Source organism: Pseudoalteromonas sp. NZS11, assembly GCF_015864765.1.
Taxonomy (GTDB): domain Bacteria; phylum Pseudomonadota; class Gammaproteobacteria; order Enterobacterales; family Alteromonadaceae; genus Pseudoalteromonas; species Pseudoalteromonas arctica.
On the sequence record NZ_JADYWP010000002.1, the window covers coordinates 606,320 to 628,694 of the forward strand.

Annotated in this window: 15 protein-coding genes; 8 read left to right on the forward strand and 7 right to left on the reverse strand. The window is 39.6% G+C overall.

The annotated features are described in order from the left end of the window. Positions 1 to 63: 63 nt before the first annotated feature. Entirely contained in the window at positions 64 to 2,526 is a 2,463-nt protein-coding gene (locus I6E82_RS06360; protein WP_197117180.1) for a S9 family peptidase, read from the reverse strand. A 166-nt stretch (positions 2,527 to 2,692) separates the two neighbouring features. On the opposite strand from I6E82_RS06360, the gene I6E82_RS06365 reads away from it, so the two are divergent. The 3 genes from I6E82_RS06365 (at position 2,693) to I6E82_RS06375 (ending at position 6,257) form a co-directional block, all read left to right on the forward strand. Next, positions 2,693 to 3,688: a LacI family DNA-binding transcriptional regulator gene (locus I6E82_RS06365; RefSeq protein WP_197117182.1), complete on the forward strand. Its 996-nt coding sequence runs from the start codon at positions 2,693 to 2,695 to the stop codon at positions 3,686 to 3,688. Then, positions 3,685 to 4,914, forward strand: a complete 1,230-nt coding sequence (locus tag I6E82_RS06370; protein WP_197117185.1) for a glycosyltransferase — start codon at positions 3,685 to 3,687, stop codon at positions 4,912 to 4,914. Before I6E82_RS06365 ends, I6E82_RS06370 begins: the two co-directional genes overlap by 4 nt. Before the next feature lie 116 nt (positions 4,915 to 5,030). Beyond that, complete coding sequence (locus tag I6E82_RS06375) at positions 5,031 to 6,257, forward strand: threonine/serine ThrE exporter family protein (protein ID WP_076924234.1); 1,227 nt, start codon at positions 5,031 to 5,033, stop codon at positions 6,255 to 6,257. Positions 6,258 to 6,501: 244 nt separating this feature from the next. Here I6E82_RS06375 and poxB read toward each other — a convergent pair whose 3' ends face one another. Then, positions 6,502 to 8,226, reverse strand: coding sequence for a ubiquinone-dependent pyruvate dehydrogenase (poxB, locus tag I6E82_RS06380; protein WP_197117187.1), 1,725 nt, complete (start codon positions 8,224 to 8,226; stop codon positions 6,502 to 6,504). Between the two features lie 321 nt (positions 8,227 to 8,547). On the opposite strand from poxB, the gene I6E82_RS06385 reads away from it, so the two are divergent. Together I6E82_RS06385 and I6E82_RS06390 are read left to right on the forward strand one after the other, a co-directional pair. After that, positions 8,548 to 10,203, forward strand: a complete 1,656-nt coding sequence (locus I6E82_RS06385; RefSeq protein ID WP_197117189.1) for an RluA family pseudouridine synthase — start codon at positions 8,548 to 8,550, stop codon at positions 10,201 to 10,203. 177 nt (positions 10,204 to 10,380) lie between these two features. After that, entirely contained in the window at positions 10,381 to 12,300 is a 1,920-nt protein-coding gene (locus tag I6E82_RS06390) for a tetratricopeptide repeat-containing diguanylate cyclase (RefSeq protein ID WP_197117191.1), read from the forward strand. A gap of 36 nt (positions 12,301 to 12,336) precedes the next feature. Here I6E82_RS06390 and I6E82_RS06395 read toward each other — a convergent pair whose 3' ends face one another. The 3 genes from I6E82_RS06395 to I6E82_RS06405 all read right to left on the reverse strand — a co-directional run bounded on the left by I6E82_RS06395 (position 12,337) and on the right by I6E82_RS06405 (position 13,315). Next, positions 12,337 to 12,555, reverse strand: coding sequence for a DUF6500 family protein (locus I6E82_RS06395; protein WP_007377212.1), 219 nt, complete (start codon positions 12,553 to 12,555; stop codon positions 12,337 to 12,339). Between the two features lie 263 nt (positions 12,556 to 12,818). Next, positions 12,819 to 13,001, reverse strand: coding sequence for a hypothetical protein (locus tag I6E82_RS06400; RefSeq protein WP_197117333.1), 183 nt, complete (start codon positions 12,999 to 13,001; stop codon positions 12,819 to 12,821). A 59-nt stretch (positions 13,002 to 13,060) separates the two neighbouring features. Further along, positions 13,061 to 13,315: a hypothetical protein gene (locus I6E82_RS06405; protein WP_197100784.1), complete on the reverse strand. Its 255-nt coding sequence runs from the start codon at positions 13,313 to 13,315 to the stop codon at positions 13,061 to 13,063. Positions 13,316 to 13,662: 347 nt separating this feature from the next. Here I6E82_RS06405 and I6E82_RS06410 point away from each other — a divergent pair, with 347 nt between their 5' ends. Continuing rightward, complete coding sequence (locus I6E82_RS06410) at positions 13,663 to 14,088, forward strand: hemerythrin domain-containing protein (RefSeq protein WP_024591907.1); 426 nt, start codon at positions 13,663 to 13,665, stop codon at positions 14,086 to 14,088. Positions 14,089 to 14,206: 118 nt separating this feature from the next. Here the strand turns inward: I6E82_RS06410 and I6E82_RS06415 are convergent, their stop codons facing one another. After that, the gene (locus I6E82_RS06415; protein ID WP_197117193.1) at positions 14,207 to 16,723 is read right to left on the reverse strand and encodes a plasma-membrane proton-efflux P-type ATPase; all 2,517 of its coding nucleotides are present in this window, start codon (positions 16,721 to 16,723) and stop codon (positions 14,207 to 14,209) included. Between the two features lie 287 nt (positions 16,724 to 17,010). Continuing rightward, positions 17,011 to 17,424 carry a hypothetical protein gene (locus I6E82_RS06420; RefSeq protein WP_007581772.1) on the reverse strand — a complete coding sequence of 138 codons (414 nt, stop codon included), beginning with the start codon at positions 17,422 to 17,424 and terminating at the stop codon, positions 17,011 to 17,013. Between the two features lie 426 nt (positions 17,425 to 17,850). Here I6E82_RS06420 and I6E82_RS06425 point away from each other — a divergent pair, with 426 nt between their 5' ends. Further along, on the forward strand, positions 17,851 to 20,211 hold the full coding sequence (locus I6E82_RS06425; RefSeq protein ID WP_197117195.1) for a TonB-dependent receptor: 2,361 nt from the start codon (positions 17,851 to 17,853) through the stop codon (positions 20,209 to 20,211). A 10-nt stretch (positions 20,212 to 20,221) separates the two neighbouring features. Then, positions 20,222 to 22,375 carry an FAD-dependent oxidoreductase gene (locus tag I6E82_RS06430; protein WP_024607846.1) on the forward strand — a complete coding sequence of 718 codons (2,154 nt, stop codon included), beginning with the start codon at positions 20,222 to 20,224 and terminating at the stop codon, positions 22,373 to 22,375.

The following is a 22,375-nucleotide window of genomic DNA, read 5'->3' on the forward strand; positions in this document are numbered from 1 at the left end:
TCTCATATTAAAAGCAAAAACGCGGCTATAAGTAGCCGCGCTGTTGCTTACTCATGTTTATTACTATTGCCCAGCACTTACCAAGGGTTCAGTAATAACCTCTACTGACTCTGCTGTATCATTTAACAAATACTTATCTAACCACTGTTCTTGTTCCCACAACACATGTAATAAGCTTTTACGCGCACGGTAACCATGTGCTTCATAAGGGAGCATTACTAAGCGAGCATCTTTACCTAAACCTTTTAGGGCTGCGTACATGCGCTCACTTTGCATTGGAAAAGTGCCAGAATTAGGATCTTCTTGACCGTGGATCATTAGCATTGGCTCATTGATTTTTTCAGCGTGAAAAAACGGCGACATATTAGCGTACACACTTTGTGCTTGCCAAAAATCACGCTCTTCTCCTTGAAAACCAAACGGCGTTAATGTGCGGTTATACGCGCCACTGCGGGCAATACCTGTTTTAAATAAATCGCTATGAGCCAATAAGTTAGCAACCATAAATGCACCATACGAGTGCCCTGCTATGGCAATTTTGTTTTTATCGGCAATGCCTTTTTTAACTAATACATCAACAGCTGCTTGCGCACTTGATACTAACTGCTTTCTAAAGTTATCGTTTGGCTCGCTGCCATCAATACCCACTATTGGCATTTTAGGGTCGTCAAACACGGCAATCCCTTTGGCAAGGTAAGGCATTGGGCCCCAATAACCAATGTAAGTAAATGCATACGGCGACTCACGAACTTGTGATGCTACGGCTTTATCTTTGTATTCGAGTGGATAAGCCCACATAAGTACCGGTAACGGCCCTTGTGTTTTATCGTACCCTGGTGGTAAATAAAGCGTGCCCGAAAGCTCAACACCGTCGTCGCGTTTATAACGTAATTGCTCTTTAGTTACGCCTTTAAATGCAGGGTACGGGTGCTCAAATGTCGTTAATTGCGTTAGCGTGTCGTTATCTAAATTGCGTATAAAAAAGTTAGGTTGCTCAGTTTTAGATTCACGGATAGTAATAAAGCGCTCACCTTCGTCGTCAAGCAGAGCGCGTACACGCTCGTAGTATGGCGCTTCTGATTGCCATAAACGCTTGCTGCTATTTGTTTTAACATCGTATTGGTCTAAAAACGGGATATTACCTTGCTCTGAAGCTCCATTACCGCGCAGGTAAATATAACGCCCGCCTACAATTTTAATTACGTTTGCGCCTAAATCGTTGCGCTCGTAAATTGCATTACCAGGGTCTTTATACGCGTCGTTGTAACTACGCTCTGAAAATAAAACGCGGTTTCTGTCAGCATTTCGAGGTTGTACAACAAAGGTCCGTACTTGGCGATCGCTAAAGCGCCAGTCTGTCAGCATTGCTACGTTTTCGTTACCCCACTCAATACCAGAATAACGGCGTTCTACTTTGGCAAATAATTTAGGCTCGCGTTTAAATGGTGCACGCAAGCTGTATACATAATCATGATGCTCAACGTCAGTTTCCATGTCGCCGCCATCTTGCGCCTCGGCCCAAATAACTTCAGCGCCCTGATCGGCTCGCCATTCAAAATTACGGCGGCCTGTGCGTACACTGTCATAACCTTGTGGAATGTTATCGGCAAGTGGTTGTTTTGCCAGCTCTGCTAATGCATAGCCGCGCATGCCCCATATTTGCCACGTGCTTGCAAAGCGGCTGTAAGGCACTTGATACGAAAACGGCTCATTAATACCGGCGACTAATATATTGGTAGAATCAGGTGATACCGAAAATGATTTAAATAAAGAAGGGCTACCTATTGCTTGAGTATTACCATCAAGCGTTACGTAAGCCAATTGCCCTTGGCCGTAAAATTTAAATTGTGATTCATCAAACGGGCTTGTTAATAAATTTTGGTAAGTACGTGCAGGCGCTTTTTCGCCAGTACTTTGTTGAATAACAGGCACTACATTTTGGCTGTTATTTTCAAGCCTTGGCTTGCCAAAGTTAACAGCGAGGTTTGCAACAATGGCGCTGCTATCTGGCAGCCATTTATATGGTGATGCAGTTAGTACCGAATTTAATGCAGCGCTAGTTAACTCTTTTGCTTGTTTAGTTTCAACGCTGTAAAGCCATAAATTGGCTTGGGTTGGTTGCTCAACAATAAAGGCTAAATATTTACTATTAGATGACCATTTAGGTGAGCGAATAATGTCATTAGGTAAGTTGTTAATGCTAATAACTGATCCGCTTTGAACATGCTTTAGCTCCACGGCACTAAATTTGGCACTCACACGAGAGCGCGAAAAATTAGCGGGGTTTAGCTTAATACCAGCAAGCTTAAGCTCTTCTTTTGCAAGTTCATCAAGGGTTACTACACGTTTGCGTTCAAAAAGCGCTAACCACTGGCCATCGCTCGATAAGTAACTAGTGGGTGCTAACTTAGCATCAACCAATGCTGCAAGTTCAGGTGATGGGGTTTGATAGCCCTGCTCGGCGTAACTTGTTGGTACTAAGGCCGCACAACAAATAAAGGCAACTAACAGCCTAAAAGCGCTCATGTTTTTATCCTTTTGTTATTTTTTACTCTTATAGGCGTATATAAACACGTTTTGCTTTGTTCATAAAGTATTAAGGTAAGTTAAACACCTCTAAAAGATGACTTAATAGTGCTGATTAAGCTAAACTACAGCGCTATTTATTCACCACTGCGGTACTTAAAATACAATGCATAACAAAGCCAAATCAGTCACTATTTTTGATGTTGCAGAGCGTGCTGGTGTATCAAAATCAACCGTATCCTTGGTACTTACCCAAAGCGATAAAGTGGGCAATAAAAGTAAACAAAAAATACTAAAAGCGATTGATGAGCTTGGTTACGTTTATAATCGTGATGCCGCTGCTATGCGCTCAAAGCGCTCAAATTTAGTGGCCATAGTAATAAACGATTTAACTAACCCAACTATGGCGCAACTTGCTACCAGCCTACAACTTTTGTTAAACGAAAGTGGCCTACAAGCCATGATTGTAAGCAGTAATAATAGTCTTGAACTACAAGCAAACGCAGTTAAAAACTTAAAAGAATACAACGCTGCTGCATTTATTATTTGCCCCGTTACTAATACTTGCTCCAAATGGCTTGATACGCTCAGCGCGCAACACAAAGTAATTACCGTAATGAGTGAAGTGCCTTTTAGCGCAGCTCCTTGTGTATTACCCGACTATAAAAAAGCCAGCCACGTAGCCAGTATGCATTTGCTCGCACAAGGCGTGACAAACATTGCATTTATAGGCAGTGAACTTACTTTAAATGATTCACAAGCACTACAAAGTGGCTTTAATACCGCTTGCGCGCAGCACAGCATTAATCCATTAGCCCCCATTCACTGCGCAGTAAACACAGCCCTTAGCGCTAAAAATGCATTTATTGAAGCATATAAACATAACCCAACATTAAACGCAGTGGTGTGTTCAAACGATATTATTGCTCAAGGTGTTACTGCCGCTATTAACTCATTAACGCATCACTGTATTAAAGTAGTGAGTTGCCACCATATTCCTAATAGCGCGGTTATAAATAATCACTTAACCACCGTGGCTATAAGTACAACCGATATAGCCAAGCGGTGTCTTTTAATACTGCAAGAGCTACTACAAAATACAGCCCCGCCAGTAAAAACACTGGTAAATGTAAACTTACAAATTAGAGATTCTAGCCAATGAAAAAAGTGCTGGTAATTGGCTACGTATGGCCAGAGCCAAATTCGTCTGCTGCGGGAACGCACATGATGTCGTTATTAGATGCATTTAGAGCGCAAAACTGGGACGTTGAATTTGCAACGCCCGCGCAGCGCACCGATCACATGGTAAACCTTGACGACTTCGGCATAACCAGCCAAAGCATTGCATTAAACTGCGACAGCTTTGACGAATACGTTAAAGCCTATAATCCAGATATAGTCATGTTTGACCGTTTTATGATGGAAGAACAATTTGGCTGGCGCGTCGATAAACATTGCCCACACGCAATTAAAATTTTAGATACCGAAGATTTACAGTGCCTACGTAATGCTCGCCACGAAGCGTTTAAAGGTGAGCGTGACTTTACAACCAGCGATTTACACTCAGACATAGCAAAACGCGAAATTGCCGCTATTTTACGCTGCGACCTGAGCTTAATTATTTCAAGTTATGAAATGAGCCTGCTAAACAGCGTATTTAAAATAGAGCCAAGCTTATTACACCATTTACCGTTTATGGTTGATTTAAGCTCACTGCCTACAAGTACAAAAACGTTTGAGCAGCGCCAGCACTTTATGACAATAGGTAACTTTAGACACGCGCCAAACTGGGATGCTGTACTTTATTTACAAAAAATATGGCCACTTATTCGCAAGCAACTCCCAAAAGCAGAACTACATATTTATGGCTCTTACCCACCACCAAAAGCCACGGCACTTAATAACCCCAAAACCGGTTTTTTAATAAAAGGCTGGGCCGATAATGCGTTTGATGTAATGCAAAGTGCGCGTGTATGTTTAGCGCCACTGCGATTTGGTGCAGGTATTAAAGGTAAATTGCTTGAAGCCATGATAATGCAAACACCCAGCGTTACCACTAACATTGGCGCAGAGGGCATGCATAACGATTTACCATGGCCTGGTAAAATAGCCAACACAGCCGATGACTTTGCCAACGCTGCCATTGAAATGCACAACAATCAAAGTGACTTTGAACAAGCGCAGCAAGATGGTAATACACTCCTTAATACGCTGTACGATAAAGCCCAATTAAGCGCTGCGTTAATCCAAAAAATTGATTCAATAAGTTGCGCTTTAAGCGCTCATCGCGAAAAAAACTTCACAGGCCAAATGCTCAAACATCATACAATGCGCAGCACTCAATACATGTCGCAATGGATAGCTGAAAAAAATAAAAAATTAGATTAAAAATGACTAGACACACACCAATTAGTGTTTAAAATCGCGCCCATCAAACGTGGGCAGTTTTAGCTGTATTGTCTATATTTTTAGCTTAGTTATCGCAATATTTGGTCCAAAAAGATTTGAAAACTGCAACCTTTACAGAAAAACGCAAATTTATCGTTAAATTGGGTAAAATGCTTCACAAGTATGGCACCCCAGCCTACCGCCTAGAAGCCCACCTAATGGAAGTGGCTACTTACTTAGGACTTAAATCGTCATTTGTTATGTCGCCAACCTCTGTAACGTTTGTTATTTGGACCGATGGCCACGAAGATGAGTACACCCACGTTGCACGTGTAGACCCTGGCGATCACGATTTAGGCTCACTTGCCGACACCGACGACCTTGTAAACCAAATGCTTGACGACAAGCTAAGTTTACAAGAAGTTGATGCGCAGCTAGACGCAATTTTTGTGATGCCAAACCCATATAATAAATTAACAACGGGCGTTGCCTTTGCAACTTCTGGCGGTGCGTTTGCTATGCTAATGGGTACTAGCTGGACTGATGTTATTTGGTCATCGCTGCTTACTTTAGTCGTTTATGTGTTTGTGCTTTGGTCTGGTCGCTCAAAACGCGTAGCTCACATGCTTGAGCCATTAGTTGCCATAATATCAGCAGTACTTGCATGTGCAGTAAGCGTGTATATAACGCCTGAAATAAATATACGCTTGGTAGTACTTTCGGCCATTATTGTATTTATACCCGGTTTAGCACTTGCGCTTGGTTTAGCAGAGCTTGCAGCACGGCATTTAGTGTCGGGCACAGCAAGGGTAATGGACTCGTTTATGCTGTTGTTTAAACTGTATTTTGGTGGTTTTATAGGTATAGGTATTGGCTTTGCACTCTTTGGGCAAGCCGACTTTGTACAACCTGAGCCATTACCAAAATGGACCGCATGGCTGGCTATATTTTTACTTTGTAGCAGCTTAATCGTGATTTTTAGAACCAAACTTAAGCATGCGGTTTGGTCTATTGCATCAGGCTTTATAGCGTACGGCACCAGTATTGGCTCGGCTATGTATCTTGATTACACGTTAGGTACGTTTGTGGGTGCTTTATCGGTGGGTATATTTAGTAACTTGTTTAACCGCGTTGCTAATGCGCCAGCCTCTATTGTGGCCATGCAAGGCTTAATTGTATTAGTACCAGGTAGCAAAACCTATATTGGCTTAAACTCACTAATTGAAGGCCAAGACTTTATATACGCAGAACACATAGGCCAACAAACGTTTTTAATATTTATGTCGCTTGTTGCAGGACTAATATTTGCAAACGTCGCCCTACCGCCTAAAAAGAGTTTGTAAGTGATACTGAGCGCTCGCTTTACTTTGATTGAGTAAAGCGAGTGAAACGTTAAACTAAAACAACTACCAAGTAGCAATTGATGCCAATGCTAAGTGTTTTAGCTCTTTACATCGCACTTGAGTGAGCTCAAAAGCATCGTAGTGATTCCAACACTATACTAAAAAACCTTCCATTTTAATCATATCCTACTTCTAATTTACACTTCCCTATTGAGCAAAAATACTCAATAGGGAAGTAACTTAACTAGCGTGACCAGTTAGTTTTGGCAAGCTCTACAATCTCGTTACCTTTGCCATTTATCAGCGCTTTCATCATGTAAACACTAAAGCCTTTTGCTTGCTCTAATTTGATTTGCGGCGGCATTGAAAGCTCTTGTTTTGCTGTATCGACTTCTAAAACAACAGGTCCTGAGTGATTCATCATCTCGTTCATTGCCGATGGTAATTTTTCAGGGTCGCTTACATGAATCCCTTTTAAGCCACAGGCCTCTGCAATTTTAGCAAAGCTTGGGTTTTCTAAATCGGTATCGCTTGATAAAAACCCACTTGCTTTCATTTCCATAGCCACAAAACTAAGTGAGCGATTATTATAAACAACAATCTTTATTGGTAAATTAAGCTGTTTAAGCGAGATTAAGTCGCCCATTAACATCGAAAAGCCACCATCACCACACATTGCAATGACTTGGCGGTCTCTATCTACAGATTGAACCCCCATTGCCTGCGACATGGCATTTGCCATAGAACCATGATTAAACGATCCAATTAAGCGGCGCTTTCCATTCATTGACAAATAACGTGCAGCCCACACTGTTGGCGTACCTACATCACAAGTAAAAACAGCATCGTCAGCTGCTTGCTCGTTGAGTAAACGCGTTAGGTATTGCGGGTGAATTAAATTTTGCGAGGTTTTGCCACTGGCAAGTTCATCAAGATCTTTTCGAGACTCTTTGTAGTTTTTAACACATTTTTGTAAGTGCGAACTTGTCCGCTCCCCTTTAATATGCTCAAGCAGTGTGGTCACTGAATTTTTTGTGTCCCCTAATACACCACAATCAATTTGAACATGTCGCCCGAGTGACGCTGGCTGATTATCGATTTGCAATATGGTGGTATTTTCGGGATAAAAAGCACGATAAGGAAAACTAGTACCAATCATAAGTAACGTATCGGCTTCTTGCATTGCATGATAGCCCGACGCAAAACCAATAAATCCGGTCATACCAACATCGTAAGGATTGTCGTACTCAATAAATTCTTTACCACGCATAGCATGTACTATCGGTGCTTGTAATTTTTCGGCTAGCGCAACAATTTCGTCGTGAGCGTCCTTACAACCAGCGCCACATAATAAGGTTACTTTTTTACTTTTATTAAGATGAGTCGCCATTGCTTCAATATCAGATAAAGCAGGGGTATAAGTTGCTGGTTTTGGCACGTTCCATTTTGGTTTGATAGCTTTAGGCATATCTTTTAATGCAATGTCGCCAGGTAGCACAAGTACACTCACGCCTTTTTTTAAAATTGCTTGTCGCATTGCGGTTTCTAGCAGGTACGGCATTTGCTCGGGGCTCGACACCATTTCACAATACACACTGCATTCTTTAAATAATTCTTGCGGATGGGTTTCTTGGAAATAGCTGCTGCCAATTTCAGATGAAGGAATGTGCGCGGCAATAGCTAATACCGGTACATTATTACGCTGGCAATCAAATAAGCCATTAATTAAATGAAGGTTACCTGGACCGCAAGAACCCGCACACACCGCAAGCTCTCCTGATAAATGCGCTTCGCCACCGGCTGCAAATGCTGCCGCTTCTTCATGACGTGTGCCTAGCCATTCAATTGTTCCCATTTTTCGCAGACTTTCACTAATGCCGTTAAGTGAATCGCCAGTTACTCCCCAAATGCGTTTTACGCCCGCTTGTTCGAGGGTTTCAGTGATAAAACTTGCGATATTTTGACTCATAATATAGAACTCCTAAATATTCAGTTATTCTGTAAATTGATTTTTCGCCTCTGCTCTATCAAGTAACTCATCGTTTCGAAATGCGCTCAATTATTGAGAATCGATAAGCCTAAATATTTTGATAATGATAGATATATTACTACCGAGACTTTACTAACAAACGATACTCCTAGGTTTGCTACGCCCTCATACTGATACACAAAACATGAATGTCCGCTTTAAAGTGTTTATGAATATGCGAGTGCGAGATTTTTAGTGGCTTAACTATGAATATGTTATTATGCGCTCAATTATTTTACTGAATGCTTTTCTCTTACTTCTATGTCAAATTCTGCTTCGTGCTTTACATTATTTTCTCAAAATATTGATTCTCTCGCGCTTCCGGAAAAGTTTACTTTCCCTTTTTATTACGAGCCGCAACCATTAGCTGTAGCAGCCACAAAACAATTACAGCAACAACTTGAAACGTTAACGCATTTAAAAGCAGAAAATGCCGGTAAAATGTTTGGGGTTTTAGTGGTGCAAAATACTAAGCAACAATTAGGCTTTTTAAGTGCTTATTCGGGGCAAATTGAAGGTGATAAAGCCAATATTAGCTTTGTACCGCCCATCTCTAGCATGCAGCTGCAAGACGATAACTATTTGGCTCAAAGTAAAATAATTAACGATATTAATGCTCAAATTGAGCAGTTAGAAAATAGTAAACAACTGCATGAAGTTAATAGCAAACTTGATGATGCAACACAAAGCTACCAGCAAGCACTATTAGCCCAACAGGCAGTAATGCAAGCCGGTCGCCAGCAACGTAAAATACAACGTACCGAAGGCGAGTTAGAGCTTAGCGAAAGTGATTTTGAGCAGTTAAAAAATAAGCTTGCAGGGCAAAGTATCGTAGAAAAAAAGCAACTGCTGGCACTTAAAGCCTATTGGCAAAATATAATCGAGTCACTGCAGCAAACACACATCAATATTTCTGATGAAATTGCTCATTTAAAAAAGCGCCGTAAAACGCTTTCTAAAAGCTTACAAAAAAAGTTATTTGCGCAGTACCAATTTTTAAATGCAAATGGTGAAACTACAGACTTAAATGCCATATTTGCAGCATTACCTGAGCACACTCCTCCTTCGGGTGCTGGCGATTGTGCAGCGCCTAAATTATTACAATACGCCTATAAACATGACTTAAAGCCACTTGCTATGGCTGAATTTTGGTGGGGAGCAGCGCCTAAATCAGCAATTAGGCAGCATAAAAACTACTACCCTTCTTGTTACAGTAAATGCCAACCAATACTTGGGCACATGCTAAAGGGTTTAGATGTTGAAGATAACCCGCTACTTATCAACCCCGCTCAGGGTAAAGATTTAAGTATTGTTTATAAAGATGACGACTTACTTGTGGTAAATAAGCCCGCTGAGTTTTTATCTGTGCCTGGCGTTAATATTGATGACTCAGTTTATATGCGAATCAAAACGCAGTTTCCAGAGGCATCAGGCCCACTAATTGTACACAGATTAGATATGTCGACTTCTGGATTATTGATGATCGCACTTAATAAACGCGTGCACAAAGCACTGCAAAAGCAGTTTATTGAACGCACCATAGATAAACGTTATGTCGCATTAGTTAATGGTAATGTAGCTGAGGATAGCGGAGTAATTGATTTACCCTTAGTGCTCGACTTTGATGATAAACCGCGCCAAATGGTGTGTTACAAACACGGTAAGCCATCACTTACTACCTGGCACGTTTTAGAGCGTAACAACAATATTACCCGATTACAGTTATATCCTAAAACAGGGCGTACTCATCAATTAAGAGTGCATTGCGCGCACAGTTTAGGTTTAAACATGCCAATTATAGGCGACACACATTACGGGCAAAAAGCCGATAGATTACATTTACATGCAGAATACTTAGCATTTACTCACCCAATTACACTTAAACGATTAGAGTTTGAAGTAGCCGCAGATTTTTAATAAAAACACATAGCTGCGACCATTATATTATACAATGTGTTGGTTTTTATTAATTAAATTGATATCGTTTATGGTCTTATTTTTTCAATAATGAGTATAAAAAACTGTTCAAGCCCAAGTTTATTAAGCAATGTAGAAAAGTATTTCCTAATAAAAATAAGTCAGCAAAGGATTAACATGGCTAACAATACACAAATAAAGATTTTAGGTAATACTTTATGGGCAAAGTATATTGTTCTCCTTTTATTTTTACTTTTAAGTAAGCTTGCCTCAGCTAACGGCGATTCATTAAGTGCAACTTTACATGCGCTAGACTTTGAAACAACTCAAACCCTCATCAATAACATAAAACTAAATGAACTAGACTATCTTCAAAATGGAGACAAACTCACTCAAGCGTTTAAAATAAGCAAAGAGCAAAATTGGGAAAACCTTCATCTAGAAGCGGCCGCTTTGTATGCGGAGTTACTTTTTAGACAAGAAAAATACGAAGCGTTAAACACACACTTATCCTATTACTTAAAGAACAAAGAGTTACCAAACCAAAAAAGTGTATATTTATTATTTCTCGAATCACAACTCAAGTCTCTAGCGAGGGAGCCAAACCCAGCTCCAGCACAAACGCTAGCCACAAAATTAGAAGAAAGCTTGCAACAGCATTCAACTAAAGAAAAAATCATTATTTTGCGAGCACTTGCTTACTATTACACCGATACAGATTCATTGAAAAAGACCCTAAATGTTGCACTAGAGGGGCTAGAATTAGCATTAAAAGATGACGATTCAGCATCTCAAGGATACTTTTTTAGAAAAATAGCCGATGCATATAATTATCTAAACGAAAAAGACAAAGCCGTATATTATGCAAAAAAAGCGGTTGCGGCATATGAGCAAACACAAGATGGGCTTTTTACTGCAAAAGCATATTGGAGCTTAGGCAATGTATTGCTTGAAGTAGAAAAACCTAAAGATGCCTTAATATACCTAGATAAAGCATTGCTCTATTTTAAAAAAGTTAATATGCAAAAAGGCTTAACCTTTGCTCAGTACTCAATTGCAAATATTGAGTACTTACAAGCAAACTACGATAAAGCTTTAACTTTAACTAAAGAAAACATTGAGCTTGCTCGTTCTGCAGGTGTTTACGACATGCAACTCGCATCGCTCATTTTGTTAGCTGACATATATATAAAACAAGATTTACTCGAGAGAGCAAATGAAGCAAACGATGAGGTGTTTTTAAAATTAGATAAATTCAGCCGCAGTATTTATAAAGCCGATTTTTTAAGTAAACGCTATGAGCTAAAGCGACGCCTTAACCACACTGACGAGGCTTTTGAAGCAATTGAACAAAAGATCCTTTATACAAAAAAGCACTACGAAGCAACCAGTGAAAATAATATAAAAACACTACAGATACAGTTTGAAGTAAAAGAAAAAGAAGACAAAATACAGCAACTAGAGTACGCAAAAGACATTAGTGAGCTACAAGCTAAAGAAGAATATCAACAAAAAATAATTTGGCGACTCAGCGCTGCTATTGCATTTATTTTAGTGATTGCTTCATTATTTTTATTTTATCGGCAAGCTCGACAACGTCAAAAATATCACGATATTTCATTAACAGATTATCTAACAAATTGCCCTAATCGCAGAGGAATAATGCGCGCAGCAGAAGCAAAGCTTGGTGAAGGTAAAATGACGATAGCAATTGTTGACTTAGACTACTTTAAAAAAGTTAACGACCATTTTGGTCACGATGTTGGAGATTTAGTTCTTATTGCCTTTACAAAAGCTGCAAAAGAAACACTATGTAATGATCATCAGTTTGGTCGTTACGGCGGCGAAGAATGGTTATTTGCACTAAATACGGTTGATGAACGAATAATTCGCGATATATTTAACCGACTCGCCATTAGCTTCGCCAAGCATTGCAGTAATATAGAAGACTTTCCTAGTGATACAAAAATCACCTTTAGTGCAGGGGCCTCTGTAAGTGGCCCTTTAAAAAGCACACTAGATGTTCTTATTAAGCATGCAGATAAATTACTTTATAAAGCAAAAGAAAACGGAAGAAACCAAGTCGTTGTTGATTAAATAAGCACAGCTAAAAGTATTGGCTCATTTACTTGACTAAAGTCCGTCTAAAACCATTTGTTTAATTTTATGTGCTTTTACAAAATGATCTAATTTATGGGTGTGTATCCACCAAGTAGCAGCTTCCATAAGTAGCTCTGGGTCGTCGTTTTTATTAGCAAAAAATGCATAAAAAGAAAGCCCTACATTTTCGCCTTTAGCTGCTATTTTTTTATCGCACACGGTAATTATTTTTGCTCTTAGTTCTTCCCTCATACATACCTTATTTAATTATATTTTTACTATTAAAATACGCCATTTAAAACGCTAACGATTAGCTGTAAAAGGCTTCTATCAACCAAGCCATGATTCTCAAGCTCTTTATTAGGCGTATTTACTTTTGCAGCTTTGCATTCATTATCTAATGTCTCATACCAACCTGCATAAATCTCTGATCAATTTAACGAATTAAATTGCACTATAACGTCGTTAAAAATTTTTTATTTAGAACAACTAGATATAAAAATTTTTGCCTAGTTCTAGCGTAATTTTCTTAACGTTAAATAGACCCCATATATAAGCAGATTGGTATCATTTTTACGTGTATCGGTTTCGTATGCAATATCTGCTTGTTCCATACATTTTGCCGAACCTGCGTAAGGCTGTGCCGCACAAGCGCTTAGTAATAAAAAAAGTGGAATTACTATCAATAATTGCTTCATAACTAATCCTATTTTTACGCAACTTATTTACTTTAAATTACAGCTGCAAGTTAGCCTATTTACTTTTCTACCACCATTACAAAAAATTCAAAAAAGAACGTACCGATAGCATCAAAAAAAGTGTCATTTTTTTCATCCTTTTTAATTTGTGCGCTAATGCATTGATTATAAACTTCTGAGCTTGTTTGAGCGCCATTTCGATCAACCGTTTCGGCCTCTTCAATGCATAAGTTAGGGTCAGAACGTGGGGCAGTACTACATGCACTCAGTAAAGCGCACAGCAATAATGCGGAGATGGGGCTTTTTATGTTCATCCTTAAACTATCCTATTAAGTTGACGTGCTACCTGCATTTATACCGATTGATATTATATGTGGGAGTAATACATATAGATTGTACCTAAATAATGTTGCTACTTTATCACTGCAATAAAATAAACAACCAGTAAATATTTGTAAGGTTCTGTAGGAATTTATACTCCTTTTATAATTGAACTACGTAAAATCCTGAAATTATTGCATTCATCTCACTGTAAAATTTACAGTGAGATGAGCATAAAAATAAAAAATCAAAATAAAAGCAATAAAATACATCAACTTAATATTTGGCATTTAGTTTGCTAGTTAATGGTATAAGCAAATAAATTGTAAAAGGATTAGTTATGAATATTTTTGAAGCACTACGTCATGACCATGACAAACAAAGAAAATTAGTAGATGCACTTATTCAAACGCACGGCGACACAGAGCAGCGCCACACGCTAATGGACGAGCTAAAAACAGAATTAGAACAACACGCAAAATTTGAAGAACGTTACTTTTATAACCCACTTATGTTTGATGACTTAACTCATGAAAAAGCGCGCCACAGCGTAGCTGAACATCACGAAATTGATGAATTAATTGAACAACTTGAAGATACCGAAATGAGCTCGTCTGCATGGTTAGTTGCAGCTAAAAAGCTGCACCATTTGGTACATCATCACTTAAGCGAAGAAGAACACGAAGTATTTCAATTGGCTGGTAAAGCACTAACCGAAGGGCAAAAACAAAGCTTAGCAAAGCAATATAACGATGCAATGCACTAAATAATTTTTATTTGTGAGTAACTCTATTCACAAATAATTGAACCACCTTATATACACTCCCTTGTGTACTATTGGTTATAAGCCACTTGGCTTATAACCATTTTTTTAAGCCTATATGCTAACTCTTCTCTAATAAGGGTGCTTCTGTCGGATCAAAAATTCGATACGCCACTAGCTTTAAACCATCGTTAATAAAAAACCACACCAAAGCATATGCCCACACAGCAAGTGCCCATCCCCATCCTAGTGGGGTCATAAACACACCATAAACAGCAATAAGTGTTGCTATAACTTGCGTGCCAAATACGGCGACCATTAATATAGCAGACGGTTTAATAGACCAAAATGGACCTCGGGTACGCGCTAAAAATATAGTCAAATGCCCTGCTACAGAAAGTAATAAGTACATTAATGTTTGAAGATGAGGACGGTCGAGTTCAAATACTTTATCTCCCAAGTAAAATAAACCAAAGGCTGCAATTGGCCCTACAATTCCCAGCACAGATGCAATACCTAAAACGAGCCGCATATTCCATGTCTCGGGCTTATTTTGATAATGCACATTGTCGTATGCAATAGACAAAATGGCGGCATCGTTAAGTAAAGCAAGCATTACAATCATGACTGCTGTTAACGGATAAAAGTTAAAAATTAATATCGCCATTGTCATAAAGAGTAGTACGCGCAGTGTTTCAGCAACCCTGTAAATAGCGTAACTGTTCATGCGTTGAAATATTTTTCGGCTTTCTTTAACTGCATCAATAATAACCGACAAGCCATCGGTCATTAACACAATTGATGCTGCTGAACGCGCTGCATCTGTAGCGCCCGATACAGCAATACCACAGTCAGCTTTTTTAAGTGCTGGCGCATCATTTACGCCATCCCCTGTCATACCAACAATGTGCCCTCTATGCTGAAGCACATCAATAATATGGTATTTATGCTCAGGGAATACTTGTGCGAATCCGTCAGCACTCTCGATTAAGTCATCTAACTGTGTGGCTTGATGATGCTCAGTTGCACCAAATCCACTAGCATCAAGAATGTTTGTCCCTAAACCCAGTTTACTTGCAGTTTCGCGCGCAATGGCCACTTGATCGCCCGTGACCATTTTAACGCTCATACCCATTTCTTTTGCATCGGCAATGGTTTGTATTGCTTCTTCACGCGGTGGATCAAAAAGCGGCAATACACCTATAAATTGCCATTTACCTTGCTCGTCTGTTTTAGCAACCGCTAAAGAGCGAAACCCACGTGCTGCAAATTCATCTATTGATGCCTCAACTTGAGTTTTAACTGCCTCAATATTAGCCGACAAAGCTAAAATAACCTGCGGTGCACCTTTGGTCACTTTAAACGTTTTGCCATCAGCATTTTTAATTAATGCTTCAGTACGTTTGCTCACAGGATCAAATGGCTGAAAATGCTCTATATGATAAGAATCTAGATACTGCTCAGCTTTTACACTTTGTAATACTGCTAAGTCAATCGGATCGTTATTTTCTGAGCGAGATGCTAATGCCGCGTACAATATAACTTGCTCAGCAGAGCCTTTATTTATTGAGTTTTCGATATAAAACGGGTCACCTAATGTTAATAGGTTTTGTGTCAATGTGCCTGTTTTATCAGAGCACAGAATATCAACACCCGCTAGCTCTTCAATTGCAGCTAAACGTGTTACAACCACTTGCTTTTTAGCCAATAAACGAGCGCCTACAGCCATAGTAACTGATAGCACTGTTGGCATGGCGACTGGTATTGCCGCAACGGTTAATACGAGTGCAAACTGCAATGTGGTGATCATTGGATCATCGCGAAACAAAGCAACAATAACTATAAGCAGTACTAAAGCCGCAGCAAGCATTATTAAATAATTACCAATTTTAAGCACTGCTCGCTGAAAATGACTTGCGGTTCGCTCCCCTTGCACTAACTGTGCTGTTTTACCAAAAAAGGTATTAGCGCCGGTTGCGTAAACTATTGCTTCTATTTCACCTTGGCGAATAATAGAGCCCGAATAAACAGTTTCACCCGCCGACTTTACAACCGGTAACGACTCACCCGTAAGTGATGATTGATCTACTTCTACGGGATCACCATTTAGCAAACGCGCATCTGCAGGCACTATATCGCCCATCCGCATTCTAATAACATCACCTGGTACAAGTTCGCTGGCATTTAAATTTTGCCATTGAGTATCACGGCGAACGCGTGCTTTGTTAGCTAATTTTGCTTTTAATGCAGCAATTGCATTACCCGCTTGATGCTCTTCCCAAAAGCCAACCAATACGTTAGACAGCAATAATACAAGAATAATAAAAAAATCAGCCCAGTGCTTAGCAAGCGCCGATAAAATAATAGCAGCCTCGATCATCCACGGTATTGGTCCCCAAAAGTAAGATAAAAATTTGAGTAGTAGGTTTGTTTTTTCTTCAACTAGTTCGTTAGGTCCATATTGTGCCAATCTTTGTGTGGCATCAGTTTGGCTTAACCCGTCGGATGATGTTTTTAGCTTTGCTTGTAATTGTGCTAAATCGAGCTTGCTCCATTCATCGCAATTTTGATTATGTGAAGACTTGTTTACTGAACGATTTGATGACTGATGCGCTGACGAAATTTTAACCTTTTCCATACGAGCCTTCTATACAGCATTGAGTTGAATAACTTGAGGTAATTAAAACCTACTAACCGTATAGCTAACATAAACTAAAGCTGTCGATATTGTTCTTACAAATATATTAACTTTGATCTAACGCAATATTTAGGATGAAATAATATAAAAAGGATTATTTTTAGAAGATGACAAAGAGATTGGATTATTAGAAGAAGTGCTCAAAGGCTATACATTGGGCTGAAATAGTAAGTAACTCAGCCCAATGTATTTTTAGCTACAACCTTAAGGGTATAGCTATTGTTTTATTACTTTACAGTAAATTTCACGTCTTGGTCGCGTAATAAGTAAAGTGCGAAACACGCAGCCCACATTGGCCATGCAGTGAAGAATAATAAGTTATTAAAGCCATCTATATACTGGTTGTACGAAGAAAGCGTTGATAAGCCATGCATTACAAAAATGATACCGTAAGTTATACGCTTTTTAATACCCGCTAAAAATGCCAATACTAATACAAGTTGTAGAGCACCGATAACATAAGCAACTATGTCAGATGAGCCACTAATACCGTAAAAATGTTCGAAAATACGTGCGCTATGACCAGGGTTTACGAATTTATCGAACGTCCACATAACCATTACAATAAATACGCCTAAACGCAAAGATAAAAGTGACCATTGCAAACGGTTTTGCACATCAGAACTCATTGAACCTGTCATAAAATTTCCTTAAATGAATATTAATAAACGTTGAAGTAACCTAGACCGTATAAGTTATTTTTTATTTCAAAAAAATTTAATTATTTTAACTAAAAAAGTAATTAAGCTTTGTAGTAATAAAAGTGAAGCTTATTTTAGGAATTAAAAAATGCTGCGTAAAAGTTAACAACTTTAAAATGTTAGCAGGTGAAAAGTAGTCTATAATTTAAAAAGCCCATTAAAAGCAAATATTTACATTCACTCTAATACAATCGCTCTATTAATATTTTATCAACTAATAAAACAATAGTACTTAATTACCACCTTTATAATGCATCCGTTTTGTTATGTTCTAAAAAACAAAAAGAATCGAAATTTTACTGAAATTTATTTTTAATCCTTTCGGTCTTTATCGCCAACAACATTTTAACCGTAGAGAGAAAACGTTTGAAACACGCATATTTAGCACTTTCCCTAGCCACCATATTAAATACACCACTTAATGCTTTTGCAGCCGAAGAATCAAAAACAACAAAAGATGGCGCAATAGAACGCATTGAGGTGGCAGGCCAAGTTATTAAATCTCAAGGTCTTTCGGTTAAAAACGCCACTGTAGACGGCCCTTTTGGCGACAACTTAGCCCTACAAGATATAGCCCGCTCAGTCACACCAATTTCAAGCGAGTTAATAGAGCAACTCAATATTACGACTTTACAAGACGTGCTCGCAGTAAGCCCTAATACCTATTCAGCCAGTGGTTTTGGCGCACCAAGTTTACCTACTATTCGTGGGCAATTAGGTGAGCTTTTCCAAGATGGTACACGCCGCCAAGCTGGTAATAATGGCTTTGGTGTGCCCTTATCGTTCAACTCTATAGAACAGATAGACGTGGTAAAAGGCGCGCCACCGGTATTATTTGGCTCAAGCCAACGCAACGGTGGTTTTGTAAACTTACATTCTAAAAAAGCATCAACTGACGAAAGTAAAGGTAAAGCAACTGTATCTGCAGGCCGATGGGATCAGTACAGTGTTTTAGTGGATTACAGTGCACCCATTATAAAAGATAAAGTAGGATTTAGAGTAAGCGCTGAGCACATAGATAACGGCAGTTACTACGACTTTTCAGGCACGAAAAGCGACAGCTTATTTGCATCATTACGCGTATTACCCGATGACAAGAGCAGCTGGGATATTAACTTTGAGTTATACCAAGTTGAATTTACCGATAACGCAGGCATTAACCGCCCTACTCAAGCGCTAATAGATAATGGCCTTTATATTACCGGCCAAGGCGTGCAAGCAAACGGCAGTACCGTACCAGCAGCAGGTTCAATAATCTCACCAACTGGGCAAGTAAAAATAGACCGTAGTACAGTACTTACCGATCCTGATAATCAGAACGAAGCCACTACTTATTTACTACACAGCATTTATAAGCGTGAACTTTCCAACAACGCATCCATTAAAAACATCACGTATTTTCAGCACTTACAACGCGAAGAAATTGCACAAAATAGCTTTGTTGAAATTATAGATGGTGCCGATACCGCGCAAAACCGTACCGAGCTTACCTATCTTTGGAATAGCGATCAGCAAACAATTTTTGCATTTGATGTGCGTTATAACCGCGTATTAGGCTACAGCCAATTTACAACAGAAGCCGATTTACCTATTGATTTAACAGGCCCAATTTCAAATCGCCGCATTCCTTTAACTGATGTACAACAAGCGCGTTTAATTGAAATTAGCCCAGGTATATTTGTATCCCCTGGTGGTCAATATGATATTAATAATGACGGCAGTGGCGACTTTAACTTATCAGACACTACCGATTCGCGCTCATGGCAAACAGGCTTTGCTATTCAGCAAGATTCAGATTGGACAGATAAGTTTCATACAAGTGTTGGCTACCGCATTGATTTTTATGATGTAGACGCGCACGACCCAATAGCACCAGAGGGTGAAATTGCAGCTCGCGATAGCATTAACGATAAGCTACATTCTGGGCAAATAAGCTTTAACTACCGATTAAACGGTGATTACACCACTTATGGTGCAGCAAGTTACAACGAAGCCACATCAAATAGCATGGCTGGCGGCACGTCTCTTGGTGGCGACAACACGATTAGCGCACAAAACTTTTCAACCGAAAATACCTTAGTTGAATTTGGTTTAAAATACGCACCAACCGATAGTGATTGGTACGCCGATGGTGCAGTGTTTAGCCAACGTCGTAGTTTACGTAACCGTGATGGTAGTAATACCGGCATTCGTACTACCGGCTTTGAAAGCCAAGTATTTTATGATGCTTACCCTTATTGGCTAAGTGCTGGCTACAGCTATATTGATGCTCGCTACGATAATTCTGCAAGTAGCCAAGATTCAGCTCAAGTCGCTGATGCATTTGACAACTCACGTCCAGATATTATTGAAGGTACCAGTGTTGGCGCACCTAGCTTTACCGCTTTTGCACCTTCAAACACCCGTGTACAGGGTATCCCTGAGCAATCGTTCAGCTTTAACGGAAATTATTCAATTAATTCGAAATGGCAAACGGGTTTTTCAGGTCTATATACAAAGAGTTACCCATTAGACTTTTTGGCGACAGTAAAAATTCGTGATCAGTACACACTAAACGTAAATACTAGCTATGCTTTTACGCCTAGTACCAAGTTACGATTAGATGTGAACAACGTAACGAATCAAAAAAACTGGCGCCCAGTATTTGAAGGCGGTTACTTTGGTGCAACTTTAGCTTTTCCTGAGTTGCCAATTAACGCCAAGCTAACCCTTACGCATAGTTTTTAAGAGAGAGAACATGATTAAAAAAATATTTTTATTATTGATTGCAGCGGCCGCCGTCGGCCTGTTCTTTCATTTTGACTTACACCAACTACTTACGCTTGATGGCTTAAAAGGGTCAATGGATCAGTTTAGCGATTACAAAGAGCAGTCACCGTTGTTGGTTATTGGTGGGTTCTTTTTACTATACGTAGTTGTAACAGCTCTCTCTTTACCAGGCGCCGCTATTTTAACACTTGCCGCAGGTGCATTGTTTGGCTTGGTAGAGGGTTTATTAGTTGCATCTTTTGCCTCAACTATTGGCGCAACGCTTGCCTTTTTAGTATCGCGTTACTTACTACGTGACACTATTAAACAACGTTTTCCTGAGCGCTTAGCCGCAATTGATGCAGGCGTTGAAAAAGAAGGTGGATTTTACTTATTTACTCTTCGTTTAGTGCCGGTGTTTCCGTTCTTTTTAATCAATTTACTAATGGGTGTTACCTCAATAAAGTCATGGACTTATTACTGGGTCAGCCAAGCAGGTATGCTAGCCGGTACATTTGTATTTGTTAACGCAGGTACGCAACTGGCGCAAATAGAGAGCTTATCTGGAATTTTATCATTCAACTTAATCTTATCATTCGCTTTACTGGGCATTTTCCCATTCATTGCTAAAGGAATCTTAAACGTGTTTAAAAAACGTCGCGTATACAAAAACTACACTAAGCCTAAAAAATTCGACCGTAACATGATTGTTATTGGTGCAGGCGCAGGTGGTTTGGTAACAAGTTATATAGCCGCTGCTGTTAAAGCAAAAGTAACCCTTATTGAAGCCGGCGAAATGGGCGGCGACTGTTTAAACTACGGTTGTGTTCCAAGTAAAGCAGTTATTAAAAGCGCTAAAATTGCAGAACAAATTCGCCATGGTGAAAACTACGGCCTAGAAAATGCGACACCGCAGTTTTCGTTCAAAAAAGTAATGGCACGTGTACACAAAGTAATTGCCGATGTAGCACCACACGACAGTGTTGAGCGTTACACCGACTTAGGCGTAGATGTTGTAAAAGGTTACGGTAAATTAATCGACCCGTGGACTGTAGAAATTAAACTTAACGACGGTGGCACGCAAACACTCACAGCTCGTACCATTGTTATTGCCACTGGCGCGCGTCCATTTGTACCGCCACTACCTGGTATTGAAGAAACAGGTTATGTAACAAGCGATACATTGTGGAATAAATTTGCAGAGCTAGATGAGGCACCTAAAAAACTTGTAGTACTAGGTGGCGGTCCAATTGGTAGCGAATTAGCACAAAGCTTTGCACGTTTAGGTTCAAGTGTTACGCAAATTGAAATGAGCGAACGCATCATGATCAAAGAAGACCTTGAAGTGTCTACTTTTGCTCACGAAGCGTTAACCGAAAGTGGCGTTAATATTTTAACATCGCACCAAGCACTTCGTTGTGAAACACGCGATGGTAAAAAATATATTGTTGTTAAACATAACGACAAAGAAATAGATATTGAATATGACGAGCTATTATGTGCCGTTGGTAGAAGTGCGCGCCTTAAAGGTTACGGTCTTGAAGAGCTAGGCATAGAAACAAACCGCACAGTAGTAACTAACGAGTACCTTGAAACACTGTACCCTAATATTTTTGCAGCAGGCGATATTGTAGGTCCATACCAATTTACACACGTGGCAGCCCATCAGGGTTGGTACGCAGCTGTAAATGGCTTATTTGGTCACCTTAAAAAGTTTAAAGTAGATTACCGTGTTATTCCGTGGACTACATTTATTGACCCAGAAGTAGCACGTGTTGGCTTAAACGAGCAAGACGCAAAAGACAAAGGCATAGATTACGAAATTACTCGCTTTGAATTTGAAGAGCTAGACCGTGCAATTACCGACAGCGCTACAAAAGGCTTTATTAAAGTGATTACACCCAAAGGCAAAGACAAAATACTCGGTGTTACTGTGGTGTCTGAACACGCTGGCGATTTGATTGCTGAGTTTGTACTGGCAATGAAACACGGCTTAGGTCTTAACAAAATACTCGGTACTATACACAGCTACCCTACTTGGGCTGAAGGTAACAAATACGCAGCAGGTGAGTGGAAACGCGCTCATGCACCTGAAAAAGTGCTTAACTTGCTTGAAAAATACCACACTTGGCGTCGAGGTTAA

Coding starts and splice junctions, on each gene's coding strand:
- I6E82_RS06360 (WP_197117180.1), bottom strand. CDS start 2,526: ATGAGCGCTTTTAGGCTGTTAGTTGCCTTTATTTGTTGTGCGGCCTTA.
- I6E82_RS06365 (WP_197117182.1), top strand. CDS start 2,693: ATGCATAACAAAGCCAAATCAGTCACTATTTTTGATGTTGCAGAGCGT.
- I6E82_RS06370 (WP_197117185.1), top strand. CDS start 3,685: ATGAAAAAAGTGCTGGTAATTGGCTACGTATGGCCAGAGCCAAATTCG.
- poxB (WP_197117187.1), bottom strand. CDS start 8,226: ATGAGTCAAAATATCGCAAGTTTTATCACTGAAACCCTCGAACAAGCG.
- I6E82_RS06385 (WP_197117189.1), top strand. CDS start 8,548: ATGTCAAATTCTGCTTCGTGCTTTACATTATTTTCTCAAAATATTGAT.
- I6E82_RS06390 (WP_197117191.1), top strand. CDS start 10,381: ATGGCTAACAATACACAAATAAAGATTTTAGGTAATACTTTATGGGCA.
- I6E82_RS06395 (WP_007377212.1), bottom strand. CDS start 12,555: ATGAGGGAAGAACTAAGAGCAAAAATAATTACCGTGTGCGATAAAAAA.
- I6E82_RS06400 (WP_197117333.1), bottom strand. CDS start 13,001: ATGAAGCAATTATTGATAGTAATTCCACTTTTTTTATTACTAAGCGCT.
- I6E82_RS06405 (WP_197100784.1), bottom strand. CDS start 13,315: ATGAACATAAAAAGCCCCATCTCCGCATTATTGCTGTGCGCTTTACTG.
- I6E82_RS06410 (WP_024591907.1), top strand. CDS start 13,663: ATGAATATTTTTGAAGCACTACGTCATGACCATGACAAACAAAGAAAA.
- I6E82_RS06415 (WP_197117193.1), bottom strand. CDS start 16,723: ATGGAAAAGGTTAAAATTTCGTCAGCGCATCAGTCATCAAATCGTTCA.
- I6E82_RS06420 (WP_007581772.1), bottom strand. CDS start 17,424: ATGACAGGTTCAATGAGTTCTGATGTGCAAAACCGTTTGCAATGGTCA.
- I6E82_RS06430 (WP_024607846.1), top strand. CDS start 20,222: ATGATTAAAAAAATATTTTTATTATTGATTGCAGCGGCCGCCGTCGGC.